Here is a 15,818-nt window from a genome sequence, read left to right on the forward strand (position 1 = left end):
GGTAACGGGCCGCACCATCCCTTGCCAGTGCAATTTCACATTACTATGTTACGGGTCACATCGCGGAGCGGCTAGACCTCGAAGGGTCGCCCTCCCGGCGGGCCCCGGATCAGCCCCGGGGTGAACCACGGGCCGCAAGTCCGGCCCCCCATTGCGGAGTTGCACATGAACAGGCGCACCCATGCCGCCCTCGCGGCGGCGATCGCAGCGACCCTCACCCTCGCCCTCGGGGCCTGCAACACCAAGGCCACCGACAGCAAGGACGGCACCGGCGCCGCCGGCGGCAGCACCAAGGCCCCCGGCGCGGCGTCCGGCACGATCGTCGGCGGGACGCCCGTCCGGGGCGGCACCCTCACGGTGCTCTCCAACCAGGACTTCGCCCACCTCGACCCGGCCCGCAACTGGACCATGCCCAACATGGACTTCGGCATCCGGCTGCTCTACCGCACCCTGGTGACCTTCAAGGCCGAGCCCGGCGCGGCCGGCAGCGAACTCGTCCCGGACCTCGCCACCGACCTCGGCCGCCCCTCCGACGGCGGCCGGACCTGGACCTTCACCCTCAAGGAGGGCGTCAAGTACGAGGACGGCAGCCCGGTGAGGGCCGCCGACGTCAAGTACAACGTCGAGCGCTCCTTCGCCCCCGACCTCACCGGCGGCCCCGACTACGCCGCCCAGTACCTGGACGGGACCGAGGGGTACAAGGGCCCGCTGACCGGCCAGCACCTGGCCTCGGTCGAGACGCCGGACGAGCGGACCATCGTCTTCCACCTCAAGCGCCCGGTCGCCGAGTTCTCCTACACCGCCACCCTGCCGACCTTCTCGCCGGTGCCGCAGGCACAGGAGAAGGGCGCCCAGTACGACCTGCGGCCGTTCTCCTCCGGCCCGTACAGGATCGAGACGTACGACCGGGGCAAGCAGCTCACGCTGGTCCGCAACACCAACTGGGACCAGGCCACCGACAGCGTCCGCAAGGCCTACCCCGACCGGATCGTGTTCGTCCAGGGGCTGAAGGGCGGCCAGGTCGACGACCGGCTGATCGCCAGCGAGGGCGCCGACGCCTCCGCCGTCGAGTGGCCGATGATGCGGCCCGAGTCGGCGGCCAAGGTGCTGCCGAAGGCGGACGTGAAGTCCCGGCTGGTGGCCGAGATGACCGGCTGCACCGAGATGCTCTACCTGAACAACGCCAAGGCGCCGTTCGACGACCCGAAGGTCCGCGAGGCGATGATGTACGCCGTCGACAAGGACGCCCAGGTCACCTCGTTCGGCGGCCCGGCCCTGACCGACATCGCCACCTCTTTCCTGCCGCCCGCGCTGACCAACGGCGTCCGGGCCGACCCGCTGAGGATCGCTCCGGTCGGCGACCCCGCCAAGGCGAAGGAACTGCTGGCCGCGGCCGGCAAGCCCGACCTCAAGGTCAGCCTGACCGTCTCCACCGGGGACAAGACCCGCGGCGAGGCGCTCCAGCAGTCGCTGGCCAAGGCCGGCATCCAGGTCACCATCAACACCGCCGACCCCTCCGTCTACTACGACACCATCGGGGACACCAGGAACGCGCCGGACCTCTCGGTCACCGGCTGGTGCCCCGACTACCCCTCCGGCGCGACCTTCCTGCCCTTCGTCTTCGACGGCCGCACCATCAAGGAGAAGGGCAACCAGGGCAACTACAGCCAGTTCCGCGACCAGGCGACCATGGACCGGATGGACGAGATCGCCAGGATGTCGGACGTCAAGGAGGCCAACGCCGCCTGGCTCCAGCTCGACCAGGACCTGATGAAGAAGTCCCCGGCCGTGCCGCTGCTCTGGCAGCGCCGCCCGCTGCTGGTCGGCACCAACGTCGCCGGCGCCTTCGGCCACCCCGTCTGGACCGGCATGTTCGACTTCGCCACCATCGGTCTCAAGGACCCCGCCAAGGGCCAGGGCTGAGGGGCCGGCGGCGATGACCACCGCAACCGATCCCGGGGCCGACCCCGGCGCCGGCCCCGCGACCGATCCGGCAGCCGATCCCGGCGCCGGCCCCGCGGCCCCGGCCGGCCGGGGACCCTGGCGGCTGGTCCTGGACCAGCTGCTCGCCCAGCGCGCCGCCAGGTTCGGCCTGCTGACGGTCGCCCTGCTGACCGGCCTCGCCGCGCTGGCCACCCCGCTGAGCGCGCTCGGCGGCTGGACCCCCGAGGAGTTCGACCGCAGCGCGATCGACCCCTACCTCGGCGGACTGCCGCTCGGCGCCGCCGGCGGCATCGGCCCCGACCACTGGCTGGGCGTGGAGCCCGTCACCGGCCGCGACCTGTTCGCCCGGGTCCTGCACGGCGGCCAGGTGTCGCTGCTGATCGCCTTCACCGCCACCGCCGTGGTGGTGGTCGCCGGCACCCTGGCCGGGGTGGCGGCCGGCTACTTCGGCGGCCGCACGGACGCCCTGCTCTCCCGGCTGATGGACCTCACCATGTCCTTCCCGTCGCTGATCTTCATGATCTCGATGATGGCGGTCGCCAAGGACGTCGACCGGGTGCTGCTGATGACCGCCGTGATCGGCCTCTTCGGCTGGCCCGGCATCGCCCGGGTGGTGCGCGGCCAGACCCTCTCGCTCAAGCACCGCGAGTACGTGGACGCCGCCAAGGTCGGTGGCGCCGGCTCCTGGCGGATCCTCAGCCGGGAGATCCTGCCCGGGGTCGCCGGCCCGGTCATCGCCTATACCACGCTGCTCGTCCCCGGCATGATCAGCACCGAGGCCGCGCTCAGCTACCTCGGCGTGGGCGTCCGGCCGCCGACCCCGTCCTGGGGCCAGATGATCGCCGAGAGCATCAACTTCTACGAGACCGACCCGGCGTACTTCCTCATCCCGACGTTCTTCCTGTTCCTCGCCGTGCTCGCCTTCACCCTGCTCGGCGACGCCCTGCGCGACATCCTCGACCCCCGGGGAGGCCGGTCGTGACCCGCTACCTCCTGCGGCGCCTGCTCGGGGTGGCCGGCATCCTGCTCGCCATCTGCGCCATCACCTTCAGCATCTTCTACCTGCTCCCCAACGACCCGGCGGCGGCCGCCTGCGGCAAGACCTGCAGCCCCGAGCGGCTGATCGAGGTCAGGGCGGCGATGGGCCTCGACCGGTCCGTCCCCTCGCAGTTCGCGGCCTACCTGACCGGGATCTTCGCCGGCCGCGACTACGGCAGCGGCGCCGGCGCCCTGCACTGCGCCTTCCCGTGCCTCGGCTACTCGTACGAGTACTCGATGCCGGTCTGGAGCCTGCTCGCCGACCGGCTGCCGGTCTCCTTCTCGCTCGCCGTCGGCGCGGCCCTGCTCTGGCTGGTCCTCGGCCTGGGCGCCGGTGTCACCTCGGCGCTGCGCAAGGGGAGCCTGACCGACCGTTCGCTGATGGTGGCCTCCGTGGCCACCGCCTCCCTGCCGGTCTACTTCACCTCGGTGATGCTCATCTGGGGCGTGGTGCGCGGCGCCGGCCTGCTCCCGTACCCGGCGTACACCGCCTTCACCGACGACCCGCTCGCCTGGGCCTCCAACCTGCTGCTGCCGTGGATCGCGCTGGCCCTGCTCTACGCGGCGATGTACGCGCGGCAGAGCCGCAACTCGATGATCGAGACGATGGCCGAGCCGTACATCCGCACCGCCCGGGCCAAGGGCCTGCCGGCCCGCACGGTGACCGTCAAGCACGGGATGCGGGCCGGGATGACGCCGATCCTGACCATCTTCGGGATGGACCTCGGCGGGCTGCTGGCCGGCGCCGTGATCACCGAGTCGATCTTCGGACTGCCCGGTGTCGGACGGCTCTTCTACGACGCGCTGGTCCGCTCCGACCAGCCGGTGATCCTCGGCGTGACCCTGCTCGCCGCCTTCTTCATCGTCGCGGCGAACCTGCTGGTCGACGTCCTCTACGCCTACGTCGACCCGAGAGTGAGGTACTGACCGATGAGCCCTCTGCTGGAGGTCCGCGACCTCAAGGTCAGCTTCGACACCCCGCGCGGCACCGTCCGGGCCGTGGACGGCATCGGCTTCACCGTCGAGGCGGGCCGCACCCTGGGCCTGGTCGGTGAGTCCGGGTCCGGCAAGTCCGTCACCTCGCTGGCCGTGATGGGCCTGCACCGGGGCGCGGCCGTCACCGGCTCGGTCCGGCTGGACGGCCGGGAGCTGTGCGGCCTGCCCGAACGGCAGCTCAACACCGTCCGTGGCCGCCGGCTCGCGATGATCTTCCAGGACCCGCTGTCCGGCCTGCACCCCTTCTACCCCGTCGGCGAGCAGATCGCCGAGCACTACCGGGTGCACTTCAAGGCCTCCCGCCGGGCCGGCCGCCGGCGCGCGGTGGAGATGCTCGCCGAGGTCGGCATCCCCGAGCCCGCCCGGCGGGTGGACGAGTACCCGCACCAGTTCTCCGGCGGCATGCGCCAGCGCGTCATGATCGCCATGGCGCTGGCCTGCGAACCCGACCTGCTGATCGCCGACGAGCCCACCACCGCCCTGGACGTCACCGTCCAGGCCCAGATCCTCGACCTGATCGCCCGGATCCAGCAGGACCGCGGCCTCGGCGTCGTCATGATCACCCACGACCTGGGCGTGGTCGCCAGGGTCGCCCACGAGGTGCTCGTCATGTACGGCGGCCGGGCCGCCGAACAGGCCCCCGTGGACCAGCTGTTCAGCCACCCCGCGCACCCCTACACCCGGGGCCTGCTCGACTCGCTGCCCCGGCTGGACGACCCCGACGACGCCCCGCTGCGCGCCATCCCCGGCAACCCGCCCTCGCTGATCGCCCCCGCGCCCGGCTGCGCCTACGCGCCCCGCTGCGCCCGCACCGCCGGCGCCGGCGCCGCCGAGCACGCCCGCTGCCTGGCCGAACGCCCCGCGCTCGCGCCGCTCGCCGCCCCCGGTGCGGCGGCCGGCCGGCTCGCCGCCTGCCACCTGCCGCTCGTCCCGGAAGGAGCCCACCCGTGAGCGCCCTGCTCTCCGTCCGCGACCTGGTCAAGACCTTCCCCGGCCGACGCGGCCGCACCGGCCGGGCCGGCCCGCCCGTCCGCGCCGTCGACGGCGTCAGCTTCGACCTCGGGGCCGGCGAGACCCTCGGCCTGGTCGGCGAGTCCGGCTGCGGGAAGTCCACCACCGGACGGCTGATCGTCCGGCTGCTCGACCCCACCGAGGGCACGATCGCCTTCGACGGCCAGGACATCGGCGGGCTCGGCCCCGCCGGGCTGCGCCCCTACCGCAAGCACCTCCAGATGGTCTTCCAGGACCCGCACTCCTCGCTCAACCCCCGGCAGACCGTGGCCAGGATCATCTCCGAACCTCTGCTCGTGCAGGGCGCCTCGGCCGCCGACGCCCGTCGGCGGGCCGCCGAACTGATGGACCTGGTCGGCCTCGTCCCCGAGCAACTGGACCGCTACCCGCACGAGTTCTCCGGCGGCCAGGCCCAGCGGATCGGCATCGCCCGCTCGCTCGCCACCTCGCCCCGGCTGGTGGTCGCGGACGAGCCGGTCTCCGCCCTGGACGTCTCCGTCCAGGCCCAGGTGGTCAATCTGATGGAGCGCCTGCAGCGCGAACTCGGACTCGCCTACCTCTTCATCGCCCACGACCTCTCGGTGGTCAAGCGGGTCTGCGACCGGGTGGCGGTGATGTACCTCGGCCGGATCGTCGAGATCGGCGACAAGCACGAGGTGTACGGCAGCCCGGCGCACCCGTACACCAGGGCGCTGCTCTCGGCCGTCCCGCTGCCGGACCCGGCGGCCGAACGCGCCCGGGAGCGGATCGTGCTGCTCGGCGACCCGCCCAGCCCGGCCGACCCGCCGAGCGGCTGCACCTTCCACCCGCGCTGCCCCAAGGCGCAGGAGCGCTGCCGCACCGAGCAGCCGCTGCTGCGGATCGCCGGTCCGGGCGCCCGGCAGGCGGCCTGCCACTTCCCCGAGGCCTGACCCGGCGGCGGGCCGCGGCCGCCCTCGCGCGGCCGCCCCGCCCGCCGCCGCGGCGCCCCCTTCAACGTTCCCCACGAGCGCCACCGCACAGCCGCATCAAGAGAACCACCGCATCAAGAGAACCACCGCCCCACGAGCACCACCGCATCAAGAGAACCACCGCCCCACGAGCACCACCGCATCAAGAGAACCACCGCCCCACGAGCACCACCGCATCAAGAGAACCACCGCCCCACGAGCACCACCGCACCACCGCACCGAACCACCCCCACTCCTCCCACACCCCAGGAGCACAGGTGCCAACTCACAGCACCGCACGTCGAGTTCTGCTGGCCGCCACCCTGGCCGCGACGCTCACCCTGCCGGCCCTGCAGAGCGCACAGGCGGCCACCCCCGCCGGCCCCACGGCGCCCGCACCCGTCACCGCCCCGGCCCCGGTCACCGGTACCGCGCCCGACCCGACCGCCTACGACGAGGTCGACCACCTCGGCACCGCCACCGCCAGGGCGGGCGGCGCCGCCCCCGCCCCGGGCGGCGGCTCGCTCGGCGACTCGCCCGTCCCCGGACTGCTCCCCGACCGGGTCGGCGCGCCCGCCCCGCTCGCCGCGGCCCCCGCGACCGCGCCCGCCGCCGGCACGCCCGCCACCACCGCGGCCGGCGTCCCGTGCACGCTGGACGGGATGACCGGCCTCGGCCCCGGTCAGCTCGCCGACTTCCTCACCGACCCGGCGGTCACCGTCGACGGCTGCGTCCGGAACTTCCTCTGGACCTGGGACGCCCGCTACGCCACCACCATGGACGACGCCCATGTGCAGGCCGTCGCCCAGCGCATCACCCAGCTTGCCGGCGCCGCCGACGGCGGCAGCGCCGAACGCTTCTACACCCTGTGGACCTACCTGCACGCCACGGTCTACTTCGACTTCAACCACAGCGAGATCGACGTCACCGACGCCGCCACCCTGGCGGCCGTCCAGCAGGCCGTCGTCGCGTACTCGGGCTACGCACACGCCTTCGACGACACCGAGTCGGCCGGCGCGACCGTGCGGGAGATGACCATCACCGCCGGCAGCGTGGGTCTGCGCCAGCGCAACCTCGCGCTGGTGAAGCGGATCCTGGCCAAGTTCGGTCCCGGCACCGCGGTGGCGGACAGCTCGGCCTGGGGCACGGCCGGCCTGGCCGCGCTGAACGTCAACTACCTCGGCATCTACAACGGCGACCAGGAGTTCACCGCGGTGGTCGCGGCCGACGCCGACTACCGGTCCGCGTTCCGGGCCTTCGCCGGGCACGGTCACCTGAAGGGCACCAAGAACGCCTGGATGGCCCGCGACGCGATGGGGGAGTACGGCCGGTTCGGCCAGATAGCCCCGCTCAGGGCCGGGGTGGTCGCCGAGCTCGGCACCCTGCTCGACACCGCCAAGGCCACCTTCGGCACCTTCTCCGACCCCTGGGTCAAGCTGGTCGGCTGGGCCAACTACTACCAGGTCTGCCAGCAGTTCAACGTCTGTACCGACCAGATCGAGGCCCAGCTCTTCCCGCAGACCTACCGCTACGACAACGGCGCCGTCGAGGTGCACACCGCCCTCGACCGGGCCACCGTCGACCAGATGTACTACGCGAGCAAGCAGGTCAAGACGCAGTTCTTCCGCGTCCTGGGTACCGACGTCCCGCTGGCCGGGGACACCAACTCCACGCTGCACATCCACCTGTACGCCTCGCGGGCCGACTACGAGGTCTACCACCCGCTGCTCACCGGCTACGGCACCAACAACGGCGGCATCTACATCGAGAACGGCGCCACCTTCTACACCTACCAGCGCCGGGTGCCGCAGGACTCCACCCTCACGCTGGAGGAGCTGTTCCGCCACGAGTACACCCACTACCTCAACGGGCGCTGGGCGGTGCCGGGTTACTTCGGTGACCCGCGCTGGTACTCGGGCGACCTGACCACCGCGATGGACGAGGGCACGGCCGAGTTCTTCGACGGCTCGACCCGCGACCAGGGCATCCTGGTCCGCAAGTCGCTGGTGGCCAAGCTGGCGAAGGACGAGGCCGCCGGCATCCCGCGGATGACCGTGAACGAGTTGCTCCACGCGACCTACGAGGACACCCCGGCGTTCCACTTCTACAACTACGCGGGAACGTTCTTCGAGTACCTGTGGCAGCAACACCCCTCCCTGCTGCGGGAGATGTACGGGTACCAGCGTGCGGACGACCCGGCGGGCTTCGACGCCTGGCGCGGCCGGGTCGGCGCGGACGCGGCGGTCCAGGCCGGCTACAGCGCCTTCCTGGACGACCGGATCCGGGCGGTGGACAGCCTCTACGTCCCCAACACGGCCTTCACGCCGAACGGTTCGCTGAAGTTCGCCTACGCCTCCGAGGTGCAGGCCGCCTTCGCCGGCGCGACCGGTGCCACGCCGAACTGCAAGGACAACGGGGACTGGGACAACAAGCCGATGCGCTTCGTCTGCACCGGCCGGGTCACCGCGAACCTCGCCCGGTCCGGCAGCGCGGACCAGGTGTTCAAGGACATGTCCGACACGGTCGACTACTTCATCCTGACCCGGACCAAGGGCGTCGCCAACAACCTCGACGACATGAACTGCAGCTTCGGCAAGGTCGACGTCTGGCCGACCGGCCTGGCCGGCACCGCCGACTACACCTGCGAGGGCCCGCTGCGGCGGTAGTCCGGACGGCAGGTCCGACAACTCCGGTCGGGCGCGGCGGGGAACCTTCCACGAGGGCCGCGCCCGGCCGGGCTCCACCCGTCCTACCCGTCCCACTCCTCCCGCCCGTCCCGCGAGCAACCCCCCTCACCGGGTGCCCGCGGGGCGGGCGTTCACGTCACCGTCCCAGTCCCGCGAGGTACGCACGGATCCGCGCCCCGCCGTCGGCCGGCGCCACCAGCGCGAGGTGGTGGTCGGGGCGGACCAGCACCAGCGCGTCCTCGGTGATCCCGTACGCGCGCCGGGCCTGGCCGTCGGTGTCCAGCAGGACGTCCGGGCCCTGCGGAGCGCCCGCGCCGCCCGGGCCGTCCTGGGCCGCGTCGACCGCGACCGTACGCACCGCCGGGCCCCAGCCGGCCAGCGCGGCCCGGACGGTGGGGCCGAAGCCGAGCAGGGTGAACCGGCCCCCGGCGAACAGGTCGTACAGCCGGACGGGCCCGCCGCCGGGCCGGTGACCGGGAGCATCCGGGGCGCGGTCCCCGGGGCGCGGTCCGTCGCCGGGGGCCTGCGGGCCCTCGCCGGCCAGGCGGCTCCACCGGTAGTGGATGCCCAGGCCGCGCAGGTCCGGGGTGGCGACGGCCTCCACCCCCACCCCGGGCACCCGGACGGCCTCCATCACCTTGGCCAGCGCGCCGGTGCTCAGGTCCAGGGCCGCCGCGGCGACGGGCAGCCGTTCCTCCTGGTAGCTGTCGAGCAGCCCGTCGCCGGCCTGACCGGCCAGGACGCCGGCGAGCTTCCAGCCGAGGTTCCAGGCGTCCTGGATGCCGGTGTTCATCCCCAGTCCGCCCGCGAACGGGTGCACATGGGCGGCGTCGCCGGCCAGGAACACCCGCCCGGCGCGGAAGCTCTCGGCCAGCCGGACGTTGGCCCGCCAGGTGGAGAGCCAGGTGGCGTCGCGCAGCCGCACGCCGGGCATCCGGGCGTACCGGTCGAACAGTCGCTGGAAGCCCTCCAGGGTGGGCGGCGCCGGGCGGCCGTCGGGGCCGAGTTCGGGGGTGGCCTGGAACTGCCAGACCGGCGTGTCCTCGAAGGGGCACAGCAGGACGGCCCCGTCCTGGTCGAACCACTGGTGCCAGACGGTCGGGTCGAGGTCGCCCTCGACCTCGACGTCCCCGCAGAACATCGCCTGGTCCTCGTCGGTGCTGCCCTCGAAGGCCACCCCGAGCTGCCGCCGGACGGTGCTGCGGGCGCCGTCGCAGCCGACCAGGTAGCCGGCCGTGATCAGCCGGCCGTCGGCGAGGTCCGCGCGCACCCCGTGCTCGTCCTGGCCGAACCGGGCCAGCTCGGCCCCGGTCTCGACGGTCACGCCGTACTCGGCGAGGCGCTCGCGCAGCAGTTCCTCGGTCCGCCACTGCGGGATGGACAGCGGAACCTGGTACCGGGCCTCCGGGCTCGGGACCACATCGGCGGAGGGGTCGGTGTCGGAGACGTGCTCCCCGGCGAAGTACTTGCGGAACACCAGCCCGGTCCGGCCGGCGGCGGCGATCCGCTCGCCGAGCCCCAGGTCGGCGAGCACCTCCAGGCTGCGCGCGTTCAGCGCCTTGCCGCGTGAAATCCGTTGGTGGCCGGGGGACTTGTCGATGACGCGGACGGTGACGCCCTGCCGGGCGAGGCTGCAGGCGAGGGTGAGCCCGGTCGGTCCTGCGCCCACGATCAGTACGGCGGTCATGTCGTGCTTCCCCACTTCCGACGGATTCGCGCTGCTCCCGGTGGCGGGTCGCCCCGGTGCCCTGCCCATGAAAGTGCAACCGAGGAAAGAATGCAACCCAGTAACAAAGCTTCCCGGGTTGTGGTGCTGGACTATGCTGGTGCCATGACTGAGACCGGAGGTCTGCGGACCCTGAAGAAGGAACGCACCCGGCAGGCCCTCGCCGACGTGGCGATCTCGCTGTTCCTCACCAAGGGCTTCGAGCAGGTCCCGGTCGCCGAGATCGCCGCCGCGGCCGAGGTCTCCAAGCCGACCCTGTTCCGCTACTTCGCCAGCAAGGAGGACCTGGTCCTGCACCGCTTCGCCGACCACCTCGGCGAAGCCGCCCGGGTGGTGCTGGCCCGCCCGGCCGGGCAGCTGCCGCTGACGGCGCTGCGACAGCACTTCCTCGACCGGCTGGCCGAGCACGACCCGGCGACCGGCCACTGCGACCACCCCGACGTGATCGCCTTCCAGCGGCTGGTCTACGAGACCCGCAGCCTCAGCTCCCACCTGCGCGACTTTCTCGCGGCCGACACCGAGGCGCTGGCCGGGGCCCTCGCCGGGGCCGTCGCCGGCCAGGGCGAGCTGGCGCCGCGCCTGATCGCCGCCCAGTACGTCGCCGTGCGCCAGGAACTCACCTGGCACAACTGGACCAGGCTCGCCGCCGGCGCCACCGCCGACGAGGCCTTCCCGCAGGCCGCCGCCGAGGCGGAGCTGGCCTTCGCCCTGCTCGGCACCGGCGCCGCCGGCCTGGGGTACGGCCCCGGGTGAGGTCCCGGGGTGACGGCCCGCCGGCCGGCGCCCCCACCGTCGGGCCGCCCGAAGGGGGAGGCGCCCGGACGCGCGAGGGCCCCGGCCCGCCGGTGGGCGGGGCCGGGGCCCGGTGGCCGCCGTCCGACAGGTCATGACGGTCAGGCGGCCGGGCCGACCTTCACGGTGGTCAGCCGGCCGTCGCGGGTCTCGCGGACGACCTCGATCCTGGTGTTGGTGTCCGGCACCTTGACGCCGAGCTCCGGGTTGGCCGGGTCGCTGTAGACCCCGGTGCGGTCGTTGAAGACCGGTACGGCGGGCTCGGTGCCGAACCGGGTCGGCACGCCCCCGCTGTGCAGGGTGAAGGCCGTGGTGGGCTTCAGCGAGAACGGCGCGTCGTAGCTCTGCGCCCGGCCGTTGACCAGGCTGCCGCTGCCGAAGCGGATCGACGCGGGGTGCGCGTCGACCGGCAGGATCAGCCCGCCGCCCAAGTGGTCCCGGGTGTTGTTGTCCGCGTAGCCGGTGTCCCAGAGCCAGATCAGCACCCCCTCCTGGTACGGGTAGGTGTCGATCACTCCGGCCTTGCCGGCCACGCCGGAGTACCCGAAGTTGTACGGGCCGGTCTTCAGGAAGGCGCCGTAGCCGACGTAGCGGCGGTTCTCCACCAGGTACGCCCGGGGGTGTTCGCGGACGGCGGCCTTGCCGGTCACCACGCCGAACCCGGTGCTGGTCCAGCCCTGGCCGCCGCTCTCGGCGCCGTCCTCGACCAGGGTGGCGCCGCCGGCCGTGATCCGGACGGCGTCGATCAGCACGCCCTTGCCGTGGGTGTTGCCGTCCGAGGTGGCGTGGAAGCGGACCCGGACCGCCCGGCCGAGGTAGGCGTCCAGCGGGATGTGCAACTGGGTCCAGCCGGCCGAGGTGCCGCTCAGGCCCGGGGTGCGGGCGGGGGTGTCGCCGATCGGCGCGCCGTTCACCGTGCCCGGTAGCGGTCGCCAGGTCCGGCCGTCGTCGGTGGAGGCCTCGACCGTGAGGAAGTCGTAGTCCTGCTCGATGTCGTACCAGGCGGCGGCGTCCAGCGCGGCCGGGCCGCCGGCTCCGGTCAGGTCGAGCGTCCGGCCGAGGGAGGCGTCCAGGTTGTCGCCGGTGTCGCTCCACCACTGGGCGGCGCCCTGGTAGGGCTCGGCGAGTTCGGTGGTGGTGCGCCCCGGCGGCAGGTGGACCAGGACGGCCTGCGCCTGGTCGGTGTTGTAGCCGCTGACGCCGAGCGCGTGGCTGGACCTGGTGCCGGCCTGGGCCTCGTCGTAGTTGAGCCAGCCGAACTGCAGCTTGCTCCAGGCGTCGAGGTCGCCCGGGTACTCGCCGGTGGTGTTCCGGCCCTTGCCCAGGTAGGAGGCGGAGGACATCAGCGACCAGAAGCTGACGGCGTTCTCGCCGCCGGTGGTCGGGTAGAGGTCCGGCAGGCCCAGGTTGTGGCCGAACTCGTGGGCGAACAGCCCGACTCCGCTGTTCTCGCCCGCCTGCACGTAGTCGTAGACGTACAGGCCGGTGTCCCCGACGGGGGAGCCGCCGATCCGGTTGCCGGCCGGCCCGCTCTGCCCGGTCGGGTCCGGGAAGTCCCAACTGCGGTGCGCCCACAGGGCGTCCGCGCCCTGGGCGCCGCCGCCCCAGGTCTCGTCCACGCCCGCGTGCACCACCACGACGTTGTCGAGGTAGCCGTCCGGTTCCTCGAAGTTCCCGTCCTTGTCGTGGTCGTAGCGGTCGTAGACGTCGTACTGGGCCAGGTCGGCGGTGACGTCCGCGGCGCTGCGGCCCTTGGCGATCTCGCCGTCGTACCAGGCCCGGGTGGCGTCCCGGACGAACTCCTGCGCCTGGGTCCAGGCGCCGCTGCCCTGCGGGCCCTTGTTGCTGCCGTACCGGGCCTCGTTGTACGGCACGGTCACCCAGTCGCTGACGGTGCCGTCGAGGTCGTACCGGCCCGAGGACTGGGTGCGGTAGTAGGTGCGCATCGAGTTGGCGCCGGGTGCGTCGTCGAAGAACATCCGCTGGTAGTAGTCGCGGCCGAAGTCGCTCTTCCAGAGGGTGTGGGTGTCGCTGCCGTCCGGCCGCGGGATCGTGTTGTGCCGGGGGCCCGGGGTGCCGCCGTAGCGCGGCTGGCCGTTGTACAGGGTCGAGGTGTCGACCTGGTCGCCGAACTGGGCCAGGATGACGAAGACCTTGTCCGTGCGCTGCTGCGCGAGCTGGACGTAGTCTCCGCCGACCTTGACCTTCGCGGGCGCCCGGCCGTCCGGAGTGCGGGCGACGGCGCCCTTGTTGAGCTGCTCCAGCGCCTTGGTGCGCAGCGACTGCCGTTCACGCTCCTGCGGGGCGAGCGGCTGGGCCGGTGCTTCGGCGCCCTCGGTGCCCTGGACGGCGGAGAGGGCGGGGGCGGGCTGCGGGGGTGCGGCCTGGGCGGGGGTGCCGAGGAGGGTGGCCGCTGTGGCGCCGGTGGTGAGCGCCGCCGCGAGTATCGCGGACAGTCTGCGCAACTGACCGGTCCTTTCCGGACGGTGGTGGTCGGGGGAGGGTGGTGCGGCGGGCCGGCCGGGGGAACGGGCGGGAGGCGGACAGACCAGGTGAAGGGTTGTAATATTTCACATGTCATGGGTCACATGGAAGACCTGGGTAAGCCGTACCGCCGCCGCGGCCGAACCCGCCCGCCCGGTGCCCGGTGCCCGGTGCCCGGTGCCCGGTGCCCAGTGCGGCCGGTGCGGCAAGCGGGAAGCGCCGGAAGTCCGCCCCCGAGGCGGGGCCCCGCCGTAGGCTGCCGGGCATGACTGCCGAGCCCTTCGAGCTGGTGATCTTCGACTGCGACGGCGTGCTGGTCGACAGCGAGCGGATAGCGGTGCAGGTGGACGCCCGGGTCTTCGCCGACCTGGGCTGCGCGTTCACCGAGGCGGAGATCGTCGAACGGCTGGTCGGCTCCTCCGCCGAGGTCTGGCGGGCCGCGGTGGAGGAGCGGCTCGGCCGGCCGCTGGAGGAAGGCTGGGAGGAGCCGTACCACTCCTGGTACCGGGACGCGCTCGACGCCCGGCTCACCGTCGTGGACGGGATCACCGAGGCACTGGACGCGCTCGTGCTGCCCTCCTGCGTGGCGTCCAACGGCGGGCACGGCTGGATGCGGCGCAACCTCGCCCGCACCGGGCTGTTCGAGCGGTTCGCGGGCCGGATCTTCAGCGCCGAGGACGTCACCCGGGGGAAGCCGGAACCCGACCTCTTCCTGCACGCGGCCCGGGCCATGGGGGCGGACCCCGCGCGCTGCGCGGTGGTCGAGGACAGCGCCTACGGGGTGCGGGCCGCCCGGGCGGCCGGGATGCGGGCCTTCGGGTACGCGGGTGGCCTGACGCAGGCCGCCCGGCTGGCGGGGCCGGGGACGGTGGTCTTCGACGACATGCGCGAGCTGCCCGGCCTGCTGGCCTCGACCACCTGACCCGAGCGCGACGCCGGCGGTGGACGGGCGGGACGTCGGCGGGACGCGGGCGGGCGCGTCGGTGCCGGCTGCGCCGGGCCGTCAGTCGCCGGCGCGCAGCTCGGCGAGCAGGGTGCCCTGTTCGGCCAGCAGCACGGTGAGGATCCGGCGGGCCGACCTGAGCAGGTCGGCGACGTCCCCGCCGGCCAGGGCGTACACCACCGTCGAGCCCTCGCGGCTGGCCGTCACGATCCCGGAGCGGCGCAGCACCGCGAGCTGCTGGGAGAGGCTGGACGGCTCGATGTCCAGGTCGGCGAGCAGGTCGCGGACGGGCGTGGGGCCGGCCTGGAGCAGTTCCAGCACGCGGATGCGGGTGGGGTGGCCGAGCATCCGGAAGAACTCGGCCTTCGCCTGGTACAGGGGTGCGGCCACGTCTCTGCCCTCCTGCTGCCGCTGGGTGTGGCCGGGTGCGGCCGGAGTCCCCGGCGCCGGGTGCGGCCGGGCCGGTGCCGCCGGGTCAGACCTCCAGCCCGGCCTCGATCCGCTTCAGGTGGTGGCGGGCCATCGCCAGGTTGGCGCGGTTGCGGTTGAGCGCGAGGTACAGGAACAGGCCGCGGCCGTTCTTCGTCGCCAGCGGCCGGACCAGGTGGTACTGGTTGGTGAGGCTGACCAGGATGTCCTCGATCTCGTTGTCGTGCAGGTTGAGCATCTCCATGGTGCGCATCTTGGCGCGGACCATGTCGGTGTTGCCGGCGGCCGCGACGTTGAGGTCGAGTTCGGCGCCGTCGCCGAGGCTGCCGAGGGCCATGCCGCTGCCGTAGTCGACCAGCGCGACGCCGATCGCGCCCTCGATGGTCATGGCTTCCTTGAGGGACGTCTCCAGATTCGCCATCGCGATCCTCCTGTGGGGGCGGTGCCCGTGCCGGTCCGGCGGGGCTGCTGGGAACAGACTGTAGGGAGATCGTTACCGTCCGGACGGGGGTTGACCGGAGGTGATCGCAGCTGGTCGCCGGCCGTTCGCAAAGTGATCATCCGGCGATCGATTGAAGACATTTGCAACTAGGAATCTGCTACCGAGGCGCCCGCGGCGATCGGTGCCGTCCCCGCCGTCGGCCTGCGGACATGCCCCCGCACCCGTGCCCGGACGCGCCTGCGCACCCGCCCCGCACTCGCCCCCGCACCCGCGCCCGGCCCGCGCCGGGGCGCGCCCAGCGGACCTGCTCCGCACCCGCCCGGCCGTCCGCCCGCGGACCCGCGCTGCGGCCCGCCCGCGCACCCGCTCCGGGCCTGCGGAAAAACGGTGCTATTGA

General features: G+C 73.0%; 12 protein-coding genes. 8 read left to right on the forward strand and 4 right to left on the reverse strand.

Annotation, left to right across the window (positions count from 1 at the left end; translation table 11 throughout):
- Positions 1 to 165 precede the first annotated feature (165 nt).
- From J2S46_RS32710 to J2S46_RS32735, 6 genes are all read left to right on the forward strand, one after another.
- On the forward strand, positions 166 to 1,923 hold the full coding sequence (locus J2S46_RS32710; RefSeq protein ID WP_191288119.1) for an ABC transporter substrate-binding protein: 1,758 nt from the start codon (positions 166 to 168) through the stop codon (positions 1,921 to 1,923).
- A 13-nt stretch (positions 1,924 to 1,936) separates the two neighbouring features.
- Positions 1,937 to 2,926, forward strand: coding sequence for an ABC transporter permease (locus J2S46_RS32715; RefSeq protein ID WP_191288120.1), 990 nt, complete (start codon positions 1,937 to 1,939; stop codon positions 2,924 to 2,926).
- Positions 2,923 to 3,909: an ABC transporter permease gene (locus J2S46_RS32720; RefSeq protein ID WP_191288121.1), complete on the forward strand. Its 987-nt coding sequence runs from the start codon at positions 2,923 to 2,925 to the stop codon at positions 3,907 to 3,909. Before J2S46_RS32715 ends, J2S46_RS32720 begins: the two co-directional genes overlap by 4 nt.
- A 3-nt stretch (positions 3,910 to 3,912) precedes the next feature.
- On the forward strand, positions 3,913 to 4,929 hold the full coding sequence (locus tag J2S46_RS32725) for an ABC transporter ATP-binding protein (protein WP_191288122.1): 1,017 nt from the start codon (positions 3,913 to 3,915) through the stop codon (positions 4,927 to 4,929).
- A complete protein-coding gene (locus J2S46_RS32730) occupies positions 4,890 to 5,900 on the forward strand; it encodes an ABC transporter ATP-binding protein (protein WP_370882338.1) in 1,011 nt (336 codons plus the stop codon). The genes J2S46_RS32725 and J2S46_RS32730 overlap by 40 nt, the downstream gene beginning before the upstream one ends.
- Positions 5,901 to 6,196: 296 nt before the next feature.
- Positions 6,197 to 8,584 carry a collagenase gene (locus J2S46_RS32735; RefSeq protein WP_191288124.1) on the forward strand — a complete coding sequence of 796 codons (2,388 nt, stop codon included), beginning with the start codon at positions 6,197 to 6,199 and terminating at the stop codon, positions 8,582 to 8,584.
- A 157-nt stretch (positions 8,585 to 8,741) separates the two neighbouring features.
- On the opposite strand, the gene J2S46_RS32740 is transcribed toward J2S46_RS32735, so the two are convergent.
- Positions 8,742 to 10,292: an FAD-dependent monooxygenase gene (locus tag J2S46_RS32740; protein WP_191288125.1), complete on the reverse strand. Its 1,551-nt coding sequence runs from the start codon at positions 10,290 to 10,292 to the stop codon at positions 8,742 to 8,744.
- A gap of 144 nt (positions 10,293 to 10,436) precedes the next feature.
- Here J2S46_RS32740 and J2S46_RS32745 point away from each other — a divergent pair, with 144 nt between their 5' ends.
- A complete protein-coding gene (locus J2S46_RS32745; protein WP_191288126.1) occupies positions 10,437 to 11,084 on the forward strand; it encodes a TetR/AcrR family transcriptional regulator in 648 nt (215 codons plus the stop codon).
- Between the two features lie 140 nt (positions 11,085 to 11,224).
- Here the strand turns inward: J2S46_RS32745 and J2S46_RS32750 are convergent, their stop codons facing one another.
- Positions 11,225 to 13,588 carry an immune inhibitor A domain-containing protein gene (locus J2S46_RS32750; RefSeq protein WP_229912070.1) on the reverse strand — a complete coding sequence of 788 codons (2,364 nt, stop codon included), beginning with the start codon at positions 13,586 to 13,588 and terminating at the stop codon, positions 11,225 to 11,227.
- Positions 13,589 to 13,872: 284 nt separating this feature from the next.
- On the opposite strand from J2S46_RS32750, the gene J2S46_RS32755 reads away from it, so the two are divergent.
- Entirely contained in the window at positions 13,873 to 14,529 is a 657-nt protein-coding gene (locus tag J2S46_RS32755; protein WP_191288127.1) for an HAD family hydrolase, read from the forward strand.
- 81 nt (positions 14,530 to 14,610) lie between these two features.
- Here the strand turns inward: J2S46_RS32755 and J2S46_RS32760 are convergent, their stop codons facing one another.
- Both J2S46_RS32760 and J2S46_RS32765 read right to left on the reverse strand, forming a co-directional pair.
- Positions 14,611 to 14,940 (reverse strand): ArsR/SmtB family transcription factor, encoded by a 330-nt coding sequence (locus tag J2S46_RS32760; protein ID WP_191288128.1) that lies wholly within the window; start codon positions 14,938 to 14,940, stop codon positions 14,611 to 14,613.
- Positions 14,941 to 15,025: 85 nt separating this feature from the next.
- A complete protein-coding gene (locus J2S46_RS32765; protein WP_073921552.1) occupies positions 15,026 to 15,400 on the reverse strand; it encodes a hypothetical protein in 375 nt (124 codons plus the stop codon).
- Positions 15,401 to 15,818 lie beyond the last annotated feature (418 nt).

This window comes from Kitasatospora herbaricolor (assembly GCF_030813695.1).
Taxonomy (GTDB): Bacteria; Actinomycetota; Actinomycetes; order Streptomycetales; family Streptomycetaceae; genus Kitasatospora; species Kitasatospora herbaricolor.

Excerpts from the sequence above, each read along its gene's own strand:
- J2S46_RS32755 (WP_191288127.1), top strand. The coding sequence starts at position 13,873 with ATGACTGCCGAGCCCTTCGAGCTGGTGATCTTCGACTGCGACGGCGTG.
- J2S46_RS32725 (WP_191288122.1), top strand. The coding sequence starts at position 3,913 with ATGAGCCCTCTGCTGGAGGTCCGCGACCTCAAGGTCAGCTTCGACACC.
- J2S46_RS32710 (WP_191288119.1), top strand. The coding sequence starts at position 166 with ATGAACAGGCGCACCCATGCCGCCCTCGCGGCGGCGATCGCAGCGACC.
- J2S46_RS32715 (WP_191288120.1), top strand. The coding sequence starts at position 1,937 with ATGACCACCGCAACCGATCCCGGGGCCGACCCCGGCGCCGGCCCCGCG.
- J2S46_RS32765 (WP_073921552.1), bottom strand. The coding sequence starts at position 15,400 with ATGGCGAATCTGGAGACGTCCCTCAAGGAAGCCATGACCATCGAGGGC.
- J2S46_RS32745 (WP_191288126.1), top strand. The coding sequence starts at position 10,437 with ATGACTGAGACCGGAGGTCTGCGGACCCTGAAGAAGGAACGCACCCGG.
- J2S46_RS32740 (WP_191288125.1), bottom strand. The coding sequence starts at position 10,292 with ATGACCGCCGTACTGATCGTGGGCGCAGGACCGACCGGGCTCACCCTC.